A 13,374-nucleotide genomic window follows, 5' to 3' on the forward strand; every position below is an offset into this window, starting at 1 on the left:
GACCATTGCGTCAACCTGGCCGCCAAGAAGCAGGAGCTGCAGGCCTTCGTGGTCTATGACCGCTATCCCGGCCTCGTGCTGGTGGTCGCGCCCTCGCGGACCAACGACATCAAGTCGGTCAAGGACCTCGCCGGCAAGAAGGTCGGCGTCAGCGCCCCCGGCTCCTCCACCGACTTCTTCCTGAAATACATGCTGAAGAAGAACGGCGTCGATCCCACCAGCGCCGCCGTGATCGGTGTCGGCCTCGGCGCCACCGCGGTCGCCGCGATGGAGCAGGGCCAGATCGACGCGGCCGTGATGCTCGATCCCTCCGTCACCGTACTGCAGGGCAGCCACAAGGATCTGCGCATCCTCTCCGACACCCGCACGCAAAAGGACACGCTCGAGACCTTCGGCGGCGAATATCCGGGCGGCGCGCTGTACTCGACCGCGGCCTGGGTGGCCAAGCACGAGAAGGAGACGCAGGCGCTCACCAACGCGATCCTCGCCACGCTCGCCTGGATCCATTCGCACAGCCCTGAGGAGATCATGGCGAAGATGCCGGAGGAGACGGTCGGCAAGAACAAGGACCTCTATCTCGCCGCGCTGAAGAACACGATCCCGATGTACTCGGAGACCGGGAAGATGGACCCGAAGGGCGCGGACGCCGTGCTCGCGGTGTTCAGCGTCGGCTCACCCGAGGTGGCCAATGCCAAGATCGACGTCAGCAAGACCTTCACCAACACCTTCGTCGAGCAGGCCAAGAAGACCACAGGGAATGCCAAATAACTGACGCGAAGGCTTGGTAATCAGGCGTCATGACGTCACCAATCATTCATCGCGTCACGGCGTTTGGTCTTGCCGTACGGCCGATCGTCTGGCCGTTCGCAGAGGAGCGCCGCGACGAGATCGCGGCGCATTTCGCCGAGAAGCAGCGCGAGCGCCCCAAAATCTGGAACGGCCGCGTCCTGCTCGGGCGCGACGCGGTGTTTACGGACGACATTCTTGCCGCGACCTATTTCGAGACGGACTTTGCGAGCTTCCTCGCCTGGCGCGACTGGGGCTTTCCCGACAAGGCGGTGTTCAACGGCTTTGGCATGGGGGCGCTGCGGGCCTCCGACGGTGCCTTCGTTATGGGCGAGATGGCGCAGCACACGGCCAATGCAGGCCGTATCTATTTTCCTTCAGGCACGCCAGATCTCGACGATGTCATGGACGGCGCCCTCGACATTGCTGGCAGTGTCGTCCGTGAGCTTGGGGAAGAGACCGGGTTGACCACAGCTGACTACTGGGCAGAGCCGGAATGGCACTGTGTCGTCACCGGGCCGTCGATTGCAATGATACAAGTCCTCAACCTGAACATGCCCGGCGACGAGGCGCGCGCCCGGATTGAAGCCAACCTCGCCCGCGAGGACGAGCCCGAACTGTCGGCCATCCATCTCGTGCGCGGGATGAGCGATCTCAGGCCGAGCATGCCGCGATTTGTCACGGCCTTTGTCGAGCAGCAGTTCGCCTCGCGCTGATGCGCAAGACTTGACATCCCTGCGCTCTGCCCATGTGATGGGGGCAAGCAAGATCAAGACGAATGCAATGCACAATCGTCCAGGGAGGGTTTGATGCGCCTGCGCATGGCTGCCCGGTTGCTACATGGGCTGGTGGTCGCGATAGCAGCGACGGGCTTGGCGATGTCCGCCCAGGCCCAGGACAAGAAGATCAAGATCGGCGTCGTGTTCGATTTGACCGGGCCTCTGGCCGGCGGCGGCTCCGAGCTTAACTACGTCGGCACCAAGATCATTCTCGATCATTTCGCCAAGACCGGCGTCGAAGGCTACAAGATCGAGGCGGTCTATGCCGACGCGCAGAGCAAGCCCGACATCGCCATCAACGAATCCGTTCGCCTGCTCGAGCAGGAGAAGGTCGACATGGTGCTCGGCTTCTTCTCCTCGGCGCAATGCGTGCCGGTGGCCGCCCGTGTCGAGCAGCTCAAGAAGTTCATGTGGATGACGACCTGCATCTCGTCGGCCGTGTTCAACGAGAAGGGCTACAAATACGTGTTCCGCCCGCAGGCGAGCGGCGACCAGTTCGGCATGATGACGATGGACTTCATCGCGCAGAACGCCAAGGAGAAGCTCGGCAAGGAGCCGAAGGATCTGCGCGTCGCCATCATCCACGAGGACGGCGCCTACGGCGTCGACGTCTCCAAGGGCAACGAGGCCGGGGCCAAGAAGGCCGGCTTCAACGTCGTGCTGAAGGAAGGCTATTCGGCGACCGCACCCGATCTCTCGGCGCTGGTGACCAAGCTGAAGCGCGCCAAGCCCGACGTCATCTTCCACACCGGCTACAATCCGGACATCACCCTGCTGCTGCGCCAGGCTCGCGAGCAGGGGCTGAAATTCGGTGCGTTGATGGGACATGGCGCGGGTTACGGCGTCTATGAGAAGCTGAAGGAAGGCATGGGGGCCGACGCCACCTATATCTTCAACACCGACCCGATCTCGATCTGGCTTGCCAACCAGAAGACCATGGATCCGAAGCTGCCGCCCGTCATCAAGATGGTCGGCGAGGAGTTCGACAAGATCAAGCCCGGGGTCGCCATCCGCTCCGCCCATGTCGGCATCGGCGCGTCCAACACCTATGTGTTCATGAACGACGTGTTGCCGCGCGCGATCAAGAAATATGGCGGCGTCGATCCCGAGGCGCTGCGCAAGGCGGCGCTCGACACCGACATTCCCGAAGGCGGCACCATGCTCGGCTTCGGCGTCAAGTTCTACGGCGAGGGCACGCCCATGGCCGGGCAGAACGAGCGCTCGTTCCCCGTCGTGATCCAGTATCTCGAAGACAAGTCCCATGTGGTGTGGCCCAAGAGCCAGGCGCAGCGCGAGGCCGTGCTGCCGCTGCCGAAGGGCACCACCTACAGCAACCAGTAGCAGCGGAGGGCCCTGGTGCTGGAAGTCAGCGGACTGGTGAAGCGGTTCGGCGGCTTCACCGCCGTCAACAACGTGTCGTTCAGGGTCGATCAGGGCGAGATCCTCGGCCTGATCGGCCCCAACGGCTCGGGCAAGAGCACGATCTTCAACATGCTCTCGGGAACGCTGGCGCCGAGCTCGGGCTCGATCCTGTTCGACGGCGCCGAGATCGCGGGTCTTGCGCCGCACCGGATCATCAACAGCGGCATCGGCCGCACCTTCCAGATCCCGCGCCCGTTCCGCCGCCTCACCATCTTCGAGAACGTCGCGCTCGCCGGCTTCTACGGCCAGGGCCGCCACAGCCGCGTCAAGGCGGAGGAGGCCGCCGAGCGCGCGCTGGCAATGGTCGGCCTGCCGACCGATCGCCATGCCAGCGTCGACGGTCTCGGCGCTGCCGGGCTGAAGAAGCTCGAGCTCGCCAAGGCGCTCGCCACTGCACCAAAACTGCTGCTCGCCGACGAAAGCCTCGGTGGTCTCGACGAGGCCGAGATGGACCAGGCCGCCGACATGCTGCGCAACATCCGCGACGAACTCGGCATCACCATCATCTGGGTCGAGCACATCATGGGTGTGCTGATGCGCGTCGTCGACCGCGTGATGGTGCTCGATCACGGCGAGAAGATCTCGGAAGGCCTGCCGAGCGCTGTGGCGGGCGATCCGCGCGTCATCGAGGTCTATCTCGGCACCGATGCCGAAACCACGCAGGCCGCGGCCGCCGAAGCGCGCCGCCGCGCGGGAGGCGCCTGATGCTCGAACTCCGCGGCGTCAATGCCGGTTACGGCACCTTCCAGGCGCTGTTCGACGTCAATCTCGACGTCAAGGCCGGCGAGGCCGTCGGCGTCATCGGCCCCAACGGCGCAGGCAAGACCACTTTGATGCGCGTCATCTCCGGCCTGATCCGTCCCTCGCGCGGCTCGATCCGGATGGAAAGCGTCGACGTCGTCACGACTCCGCCGCACAAGATCGTCAGCCTCGGCATCGCGCATGTCCCGGAGAACCGGCGGCTGTTCCCGCAGCTCTCGGTCGACGACAACCTCAAGATGGGCGCCTTCATGAAGGAGGCGCGCGGGCACTATGCCGAGCGGCTCGAAACCGTGTTCGACCTGTTTCCGCGCCTGAAGGAACGCCGCCACCAGATGGCCGGCACCATGTCCGGCGGCGAGCAGCAGATGTGCGCGATCGGCCGCGCGCTGATGTCCAATCCGAAACTCCTGCTGCTAGACGAGCCTTCGGCCGGCCTCGCGCCGGTCGTAGTGCAGCAGGTGTTCGAGCTGGTGAAGCGGATCCGCAGCCGCGGGCTGACCGTCTTGATCGTCGAGCAGAACGTGCAGCAGGTGCTGAAAGTGGTCGACCGCGCCTATCTGATCGAGGCGGGGACGATCAGGGCGTCCGGCACCTCGGCCGAGATGCTGGCGAGCGACACCGTCAAGGAAGCATATCTCGGGGTGTGATGTTCATGCAGGGATTCCTGGACATATTCGACATCTACCTGCTGGAGGCCGTGATCAACGGCATCCTGCTCGGCGGCGTGCTGGCGCTGCTCGCGCTCGGGCTCAATTTGATCTTCGGCGTCATCGACGTCACCTGGATCTGCTACGCCGAACTGGTGATGATCGGCATGTACGCCATGTATTTCCTGGTGCAGGTTTACGGCATCAGCTATTTCGTGGCGGCGCCGCTCACGATCCTGCTGGTCGCCGTGCTCGGTGCGGCGCTGCATTACCTCGTGATCGCGCCGCTCCTGACCGCGCCGCCGATCAACCAGCTGCTCGCGACCGGCGGGGTGCTGTTCGTGCTGCAGAGCTTTGCCACGGTCGCCTTCGGCATCGACTTCCGCAACCTCGGCATCCGCCTGCCGGTGCTTGCCTTCGGCGACATGAATTTCAGCTACGCGCGGCTGCTGTCGTTCCTGGCGGCGCTGGTCGGCATGGTCTGCGTCTATCTGTTCATGACGCGCACCTTCACCGGCACCGCGATCCGCGCCATCTCGCAGGATCGCCAGATCATGGCGCTGATGGGCGTCGACACGAAGAAGATCTATCTCATCACCTCGGCCATCGGCGGTGGATTGGCCGGACTCGCTGCCTGCCTTTTGGTGCTGCAATATGACGTGCACCCCTTCGTCGGCCTGTCCTTCGGGCCGATCACCTTCCTGATCTGCGTGCTCGGCGGGCTCGGCAATTTCATCGGCGGCTTCATCGCCGCCTTCGTGTTCGCCGAGATCATCTCGCTCGGCGGCCTGTTCTCCGACCTCGAATGGGGCTACGTGCTCGCCTTCGCCTTCTTCATCGTCATGATGTTCATCCGGCCCGCGGGCCTCTTTGCGAGGCGCCGATGACGGGGCAGGGGTTGATTGAGCAAGGGCGGCTTGCAGCATGGGGCATTGGGCTCGCGGCACTCGTCGCGCTGCCTTTCGTCTATCGCGACCCCTATCATCTGCACATCCTGGTGCTGATCCTGATCTGGTCGTTCGCCTACACCTCCTGGTCGATGATGGGGCGGTTCGGCCTGGTCTCGCTGGGCCATGGCGGCTTCATGGGGATCGGTGCCTATGTCACCGCGCTGCTCTGGAATCATCTCGGCCTGACGCCCTGGATCGGCATTCCCATCAGCATGGTCGCGGCGGGCATCCTGGCGCTGATCGTCGGCTATCCCTGCTTCCGCTTCCGCATCACCGGGCATTATTTCGTGCTGGTGACGCTGGCGCTATCAGGCATCGTGCTCCAGGTCATCACGGCGACACGCGACTATACCGGCGGCTCGCTCGGCTACACGCCGAACCGCGCATCCGGCAACAAGCTGTGGGCGCTGCAGTTCGACGACAAGACGACCTGGTATTTGATCGCGCTCGGGGTCTGGTTGTTCGGCATCGTGGTCTGGCACTGGGTCGACCGCAGCATGGCCCGCTACGCGCTGGAGGCGATCTCGGAGGACGAGGACGCGGCGGCCGCCGCCGGCGTCGACGTCACCGCGGAAAAGCTCAAGATCACGCTGCTCAGTGCGGTGATGACGGCGCTCGCGGGCGCGATCTACTGCCAGTACCAGATGTTCATCACCCCCGACACGGTCAGCGGCATCGCGGTGTCGCTGCAGATGGTGTTCGCGGCCATCGTCGGCGGCCTGTTCGTCTCGCTCGGCCCGACCTTTGGCGCCGTCATCACCATCCTGCTGGCGGAAACCCTTCGCATCGGCTTCGGCACCAAGGCGGTCGGCTGGGACAATCTGGTCTATGGCGTGCTGCTCGTGCTTTTCATCATATTCCTTCCCAAGGGCATCCTTGGTAGCTTGCTCGACCGATTGAAGCCGCAACGCAAGGTGCCCCGCGCTCATGAACACGAAGCCGTCCAAAAGCAAGAAGCCGTCCAAGTCGCTCGCCCAGGAACTTGACCGCTACATCACGCCGTTCCGCTACGACGGGTCGGGCAAGTTTCATCTGAAGGACCACAAGACGGACGAGAAGGGCGATCTCGACAAGGAGAAGGCGCAGGCGCTTCTGGACGCCAACAAGAAGCGGCTGACCGAGTTTCAGGAGAAGCTCTACGCCCAGGACCGCTGGTCGCTGCTGATCGTGTTTCAGGCCATGGACGCCGCCGGCAAGGACAGTGCGATCAAGGCGATCTTCGAGGGCATCAATCCGCAGGGCTGCGATGTCCACGCCTTCAAGGCGCCGAGCAGCAAGGAGCTCGACCACGACTTCCTCTGGCGCCACGTGATCGCGCTGCCCGAGCGCGGTCATATCGGCATTTTCAACCGCTCCCATTACGAGGAGTGCCTGGTCACGCGCGTGCACCCGGAGCTTCTCGTCAAGGAGAAGCTGCCGCAAAAGCTCGTCACCAAGAACATCTGGAAGGAGCGGTTCGAGGACATCTCGTCGTTCGAACGCTATCTCTGCCGCAACGGCACCGTGGTGCTGAAGTTCTTCCTCAATGTCTCCAAGGACGAGCAGCGCGAGCGCTTTCTCGACCGGCTGGAGGATCCGGCCAAGCAGTGGAAATTCTCGATGGACGACATCAAGGAGCGCGCGCTGTGGCCGCGCTATCAGGCCGTCTATCAGGACATCGTCCGGCACACCGCGACGTCGCATGCGCCATGGTACGTCGTGCCGGCCGATCACAAATGGTTCGCGCGCGTCGTGATCGGTTCGGTGATCAATGCCGCGCTGGAAAAGCTGGACCTGCGCTTTCCCCGGGCCGACAAGGCCTCGCTGCGGGAGTTCGACGCGGTGCGCCAGGCGCTGGAGAAGGAAGAGAAGAGGGACGGCACCAAGAAATCGCGAAAACAACCCCATGCACAGTAGCCGGCGACAGCAAAATCAAGGACTTGCCGGCTGCTCGAAAATGATTGCTGTTTGTGCGAAATCGATTTGCGGCGTCGGGCAAAACAGACGCTGCGGCGGAACCGGCGTGCTCCAATTGTGATCTCTCACCCGATTGATCCCGCTTGACAGTTTTGTGTCACAGGAGGACCATACCGACGGTCGCCAACAAGCGACGCGCAACGTCCACCTCATGAGCAAGGGGAGGTCTATGACTCCACCTCCGCAAATCCAGCCGCGTTAAGTGCGATGGAGCTCGTTCGGACTATCGCATAGCGGCAGAAACCGCGAACGGCACGCCGGGTCAAGGTTTAGCGGGCTGCATCAGTAAGGCAGAGCCCCTACCTTCCCGGCGCTGTATTTTGCTCACCGATCGTGTCGGATGGCCGTAATGAGGCCGACCGCGACGGGTGGCTTTGACATCCTGCATTTCTCCTCCTCCTCGCCGTCATTCCGGGCCGACGCCCGGGATGACGGAGGAATAAGTGCGGACGAATTGTGCATTCGTGGCACGCTCGTCTCCGCATCGTCTCGTCTCCACATCGTCATGGCCGGGCTTGTCCCGGCCATCCACGCCTATGGCACGGAGCGAAGGACGTGGATGCCCGGGACAACCCCGGGCATGACGACCGGGGACGCCCAGTCCTCCATCTTCGCATTGCGGCAAATGCCAAGAGAATGTCGCCTCCAAGGCCAACTTCCGACACAGGCGAGAGGCGAATAACGGCTATCCGACATGACGCATGCGCTTTGCGCGGTGAAGGTAACGACACCGCGGACGCATTCATTTTTTCAGGGAATCCGCGTGTCGCATAAGCTCGTCCCGGCGCTCCTCGCCGCTCTCTTCCTAGCCATCTCATCTTTCTCCGGCGCCCGCGCCGAGACACCGGCCGCGAACAGTGCTGCGGCATTGTCGCCCGAGGAAGCCAAGCGTGCGCTGGAGACGCTCCAGGACGACAAGAAACGCGCGCAGATGATCGACACGCTGCGCGTGATCGCCAATGCGTCTGGTCCGCAAGCGCCCGCTGCTGAGCAGAAGTCGCCGATCCCGCTCGCGGCCGACGGCCTCGGTGCCCAGCTGCTGCTCACCGTGTCGGAGGAGATCGGCGCGATCTCGAGCGAGATCGCCAGCGTGGCGCGGACGCTGACGCATTTCCCGGCGTTCTATTACTGGATCGTGCGGACCGCGAACGATCCTGCCGCCTACAATCTCCTGATCGAGATCGCCTGGAAGCTCGCACTGGTGCTCGGCTCAGCGCTCGCGGCCGAATGGGTGCTCTGCCGGCTGATCCGGCGCCCGGTCGCGTTCTTGGAGAGACGCATGCCGCAAGCCGCGCATGTGCCGCAAGTCTTACCGATCGCCGATCCGCCGTCGTCGGTCGCCGATGTCACCCCCGCGCCCGAGCTGCACAAGCGGCGCCACAGCCTCGCGCGCGCTTGGCAGGTCCTGCTGCGGCTGCCCCCCGTGTTTGGGCGCCTCGCGCTCGAGCTGCTTCCGGTGGTCGTCTTCATGGGCGTCGCTACCGCGCTGCTCGGCACCGAGATCGGCGAGCCCACCACCGTCCGCCTCGTGATCCTCGCGGTCGCCAACGCCTATGCGTTCTCGCGCGGGCTCATCTGCATCGTCCGCGCGATGGCCGGGCCGTTCGGCCTGTTCCCGGTCCGCGCCGAGACCGCGGCCTATGTCGAGATCTGGGCGCGCCGCATCGTCGGCGTCGGCGTATCCGGCATCGCGTTCGCCAATGTCGCGCTGCTGCTTGGCCTGCACCGCGCCGGCTATGCCGCGCTGCTGCGCATGGTGATGCTGGTGGTGCACCTCTTCGTCGTCGTCATCATCCTGCAATGCCGCCGGCAGGTCGCCGAGGCCATCCGCGCACCGGCCGAGCGGCCAGGCATCGCCGCAGCCCTGCGCAACCGCATCGCGGGCGGCTGGCATTATCTCGCCATCGCGCTCGATCTGGCGCTGTGGGCGGTGTGGGCGCTCAACATCCGCAACGGCTATTCGCTGCTGCTGCAATATTTCGTCGGCACCATCGTGGTGGCGGTCATCACGCGCGTCGCCATCATGCTGACGCTGAGCCTGATCGACCGCGGCTTCCGCATCAGGCCGGAGATCCTGGAGCGCTTTCCGGGCCTCGAAATCCGCGCTAACCGTTATCTGCCGCTGCTGCGCAAGATCGTCTCAGGCGTGATCGTCTTCATCGGCTTCGTGGCCGTGCTCGAGGTCTGGGGCGTCGACGCCATCGTCTGGTTCTATGGCGGCCAGATCGGCAGCCGGCTGATCTCGGCCGTGGTGACGATCGGCGTCGCCGTCCTCGTCGCTGCGGCGATCTGGGAAGCCAGCAACGCGCTCCTGGACCGCCAGATCAACACGCTGTCGCGCGACGGGCATTATGCCCGCGCCGCGCGCCTGCGCACCTTCCAGCCGATGCTGCGCACCGCGCTGCTCTGCCTGATCGCCACCGTGGTCGGGCTCACGGCGCTGAGCGAGATCGGCGTCAACGTCGCGCCGCTGCTGGCGGGCGCCGGTATCGTCGGCATCGCCATCGGCTTCGGTTCGCAGAAGCTGGTTCAGGATCTCATCACCGGGCTCTTTTTGCTGCTGGAGAACACGGTGCAGGTCGGCGACAATGTCAGCGTGTCGGGGCTGTCGGGCGTGGTCGAGAACGTTTCCATTCGAACCATACGCCTGCGCGCCGGCGACGGCGCCGTGCACATCGTGCCGTTCAGCGCGGTCACGACCATCACCAATGCCAGCCGCGGCGCCGGCAACGCCTCGGTGAGCGTCAACGTCGCTTACAAGGAAGACACCGACCGCGCCGGCCAGATCCTCAAGGACATCGTCGAGGAGATGCGCCGCGAGCCGGACTTCCGCGCATTGATCCGCGGCGACCTCGATCTCTGGGGCATCGACAAGGTCGACGGCGCCATGGTGTCGATCGTCGGCCAGATCCGCTGCACCGAGGCCGGGCGTTGGCCGGTCCAGCGCGAATTCAACCGTCGCATGAAGCTGCGTTTCCAGCAGCACGGCATCAATGTCGCATCCGCCACCCAGACCATTTTGATGCATATCGCGCCGCCCGCAGACGGCTCGGCCAATCTGACGCCGCGGCGGGCGGCCGGATAAAGGCGCAGTCAACTTACCGCTTGCCTCGGCTCGCGCGTCAGCGTTCACTTCCCCTCCAGCCCGCTGACGACATGCGGGCGGCAAAAAGGGTGGGGAGAGGCCGATGCGGGGGCTGTGGGCTGTGTTGCGCGGTCATGCGATCGTCATTGGTGCGTTGATCGCATGCGCGATGTGGTGCACGCCAGCAAGCGCCCAATCATCGCGTCCCATCACCCTCATCGTACCGTTCGCAGCGGGCGGCCCGACCGATACGCTGGCGCGGATCCTGTCGGAGCGGATCGCGGCCGAGCTGCACACCACGGTCGTGGTCGAGAACGTCGCCGGGGCCTCCGGCAGCATCGCTGGTGCCCGCGCCGCCCGCGCGACGCCGGATGGCACCACGATCACGATCGGTCATTGGGGCACTCATGTGCTGAACGGCGCGATCCTCAAGCTGCCCTACGACGTCGTAAGTGATTTCGAGCCGGTGGCGATGATCGCGATGGGAACGCAGCTCATCGTCGGCCGCAAGTCGCTCGAGGCGAACAATCTCAAGGAGCTGATCGCCTGGTTGAAAGCCAATTCGGGCAAGGCCACCGCGGGAACTTCAGGGGCGGGCACGGGAGCCCACGTCGCCGCCGTCTTCTTCAAGGACAAAACAGGCACCGATTTCCAGTTCGTGCCCTATCGCGGCGCGGGGCCCGCCATGATCGATCTCGTCGCAGGCCAGATCGACATCATGTTCGACCAAGCGGCGAACTCGCTGGCACACGTCAAGAGCGGCGCGGTCAAGGCGTTCGCAGTGACATCGCCGACGCGGCTTGCCTCCGCTCCCGACATTCCGACCGTCGACGAGGCGGGCCTGCCAGGGCTTTATATTTCCTATTGGCACGGCATCTGGGCACCGAAGACCACGCCAAAGGACATCGTCGCCCGGATCAACGCGGCGATCGTCGCCGCGCTCGCCGATGCCGCGGTCAAGCAGCGCTTTACCGAACTCGGGCAGGAGATACCGCCAACCGACCAGCAGACGCCCGCAGCGCTCGCTGCGTTCCAGAAGGCCGAGACCGAGAAATGGTGGCCGATCGTGAAGGCGGCTAACATCAAGCCGGAATGACGAGGGGTAGAGAGCGTTGCCGCGTTAACTTTTACGCGCGCAGTTGCCAATCGTTGGCGCAAATCTCGCTGCGGTGCGAGATCACAATCGGTGCCTCGCTGTCTACGTCCTTGATCTCAATGGAGCGCTGGCCGACAATGCACGCCGTTCAATGTGCTTCTTGGGGGAATTCGTGAATAGACCTGCCCGGGTCGTTGTTGCCCAATCGACGTCGTCCAATCCGCCGCAAGGCATGGCGCTGCTGCGCGATCCCCTGCTCAACAAGGGCACCGCCTTCACGGAATCCGAGCGCGAAGCACTCGGCCTGCGCGGCCTGTTGCCGCCTTGCGTGCTGACGATGGAGACGCAGGCGCAGCGCGTCCTCACCAATCTGCGCACGCTGCCCACCGACCTCGAAAAATACGTCGCGCTGAACGCGCTGCATGACCGCAACGAGGCGCTGTTCTTCCGCGTCGTCGTCGACAATATCGACGAGATCCAGCCGATCATCTACACGCCGACGGTCGGGCTCGCCTGCCAGAAATACGGCCTGATCTTCCAACGGCCGCGCGGCATGTTCATCTCCTCGCGCGACCGCGGCCAGATCGCCGAGCTCTTGAAGAACTGGCCCTATCAGGCCAAGCTGATCGTCGTCACCGACGGCGAGCGCATTCTGGGACTTGGCGATCTCGGCGCCAACGGCATGGGTATCCCCGTCGGCAAGCTCTCGCTCTATTCGGCCTGCGCGGGCGTGCATCCTGAAGCGTGCCTGCCCATCGTTCTCGACGTCGGCACCAACAACGAAGAGCTGTTGAACGACCCCTATTATCTCGGTCTGCGCGAGCGCCGGTTGACCGGGGAGGCCTATGACAGCTTCGTCGACGAGTTCATGACGGCCGCGCGGAAGACGTTTCCGGGCGTGCTGATCCAGTTCGAGGATTTCGCCAATCATGCGGCATTCAAGCTGCTGCACAAATATCGCGAGGACGCCTGCGTCTTCAACGACGACATCCAGGGCACCGCGGCGGTGGCGCTCGCCGGCCTGTTCTCGGCGCTGCGTGTGAACGGCGGCAAGCTGAAGGACCAGAAGATCCTGTTCCTCGGCGCCGGCGAGGCGGCGACCGGCATCGCCGATCTCGTGGTGTCCGCGATGATGGCGGAAGGCGCGAGCGAGGCGGACGCGCTCCGGCGCAACTGGCTGGTGGATTCCCGCGGCCTCGTCGTCGGCGGCCGCGACGGCCTCTCCGGCCACAAGCTGCGCTATGCGCATACCGGGCAGGCGCCGATCTCCGACTTCCTCACCGCGATCAAGACGCTGAAGCCGACGGCGATCATCGGTGTCGCCGCGGTCGGCGGCGCCTTCACGCCCGAGGTGCTCAAGACGATGGCCGAGCTCAACGAGCAGCCGATCGTGTTCGCGCTCTCCAATCCGACCTCGAAGGCCGAATGCTCGGCGGAGGACGCCTATCGCTACACCGAGGGCCGCGCGCTGTTCGCCTGTGGCTCTCCGTATGACCCGGTCAAGCTCAACGGCCGCAGCTTCGTGCCGCGCCAGGGCAACAATTCCTACATCTTCCCCGGCGTCGGCCTCGGCGTCATCGCCAGCGGCTCGAAGCTGGTGACCGACGAGATGTTCATGGCGGCGGCCCACACGCTGGCCGATTGCGTCGGCAAGGACGACCTCGCGCAGGGCAGTCTCTATCCGGCCCTGCCACGCATCCGCGAGGTCTCGGTCCGCATCGCCGCAGCCGTTGCCGACGTCGCCTATCAGCGCGGGCTTGCGGACGGGCCTGCGCCCAACGACGTCAAGGCCCTCGTCCAGTCGCAGATGTACGAGCCGCACTACTGAGGAAGCCGCTAGCGCGGGGATATCGCATTTACTTTCAAGGAGCGGCCTTGCGGGCTTGCTCGG

General features: G+C 64.5%; 11 protein-coding genes. All 11 read left to right on the plus strand.

The window, feature by feature from the left end:
* A partial coding sequence (locus SE92_RS31540) for an ABC transporter substrate-binding protein (protein WP_063202351.1) occupies positions 1-768 on the plus strand: 768 nt, incomplete at its 5' end.
* A gap of 29 nt (positions 769-797) precedes the next feature.
* The gene (locus SE92_RS31545; RefSeq protein ID WP_063202353.1) at positions 798-1,502 is read left to right on the plus strand and encodes a hypothetical protein; all 705 of its coding nucleotides are present in this window, start codon (positions 798-800) and stop codon (positions 1,500-1,502) included.
* Positions 1,503-1,595: 93 nt separating this feature from the next.
* Positions 1,596-2,906, plus strand: a complete 1,311-nt coding sequence (locus tag SE92_RS31550) for an ABC transporter substrate-binding protein (protein WP_063202355.1) — start codon at positions 1,596-1,598, stop codon at positions 2,904-2,906.
* Positions 2,907-2,921: 15 nt separating this feature from the next.
* Positions 2,922-3,692, plus strand: a complete 771-nt coding sequence (locus SE92_RS31555; RefSeq protein ID WP_063202357.1) for an ABC transporter ATP-binding protein — start codon at positions 2,922-2,924, stop codon at positions 3,690-3,692.
* Positions 3,692-4,396, plus strand: coding sequence for an ABC transporter ATP-binding protein (locus tag SE92_RS31560; protein WP_063202359.1), 705 nt, complete (start codon positions 3,692-3,694; stop codon positions 4,394-4,396). The genes SE92_RS31555 and SE92_RS31560 overlap by 1 nt, the downstream gene beginning before the upstream one ends.
* A 5-nt stretch (positions 4,397-4,401) precedes the next feature.
* Positions 4,402-5,283, plus strand: a complete 882-nt coding sequence (locus SE92_RS31565; RefSeq protein ID WP_063203863.1) for a branched-chain amino acid ABC transporter permease — start codon at positions 4,402-4,404, stop codon at positions 5,281-5,283.
* Positions 5,280-6,332 (plus strand): branched-chain amino acid ABC transporter permease, encoded by a 1,053-nt coding sequence (locus SE92_RS31570; protein WP_063202361.1) that lies wholly within the window; start codon positions 5,280-5,282, stop codon positions 6,330-6,332. Before SE92_RS31565 ends, SE92_RS31570 begins: the two co-directional genes overlap by 4 nt.
* A complete protein-coding gene (locus SE92_RS31575; RefSeq protein WP_063202362.1) occupies positions 6,274-7,242 on the plus strand; it encodes a polyphosphate kinase 2 family protein in 969 nt (322 codons plus the stop codon). The genes SE92_RS31570 and SE92_RS31575 overlap by 59 nt, the downstream gene beginning before the upstream one ends.
* An 823-nt stretch (positions 7,243-8,065) precedes the next feature.
* Positions 8,066-10,387, plus strand: a complete 2,322-nt coding sequence (locus SE92_RS31585; RefSeq protein ID WP_063202366.1) for a mechanosensitive ion channel domain-containing protein — start codon at positions 8,066-8,068, stop codon at positions 10,385-10,387.
* Positions 10,388-10,490: 103 nt separating this feature from the next.
* Entirely contained in the window at positions 10,491-11,483 is a 993-nt protein-coding gene (locus SE92_RS31590; protein WP_063202368.1) for a Bug family tripartite tricarboxylate transporter substrate binding protein, read from the plus strand.
* A gap of 172 nt (positions 11,484-11,655) precedes the next feature.
* The gene (locus tag SE92_RS31595; RefSeq protein ID WP_283806805.1) at positions 11,656-13,311 is read left to right on the plus strand and encodes an NAD-dependent malic enzyme; all 1,656 of its coding nucleotides are present in this window, start codon (positions 11,656-11,658) and stop codon (positions 13,309-13,311) included.
* The last annotated feature ends 63 nt before the right edge of the window (positions 13,312-13,374 follow it).

This window comes from Bradyrhizobium sp. AT1, assembly GCF_001590795.1.
GTDB lineage: Bacteria > Pseudomonadota > Alphaproteobacteria > Rhizobiales > Xanthobacteraceae > Bradyrhizobium.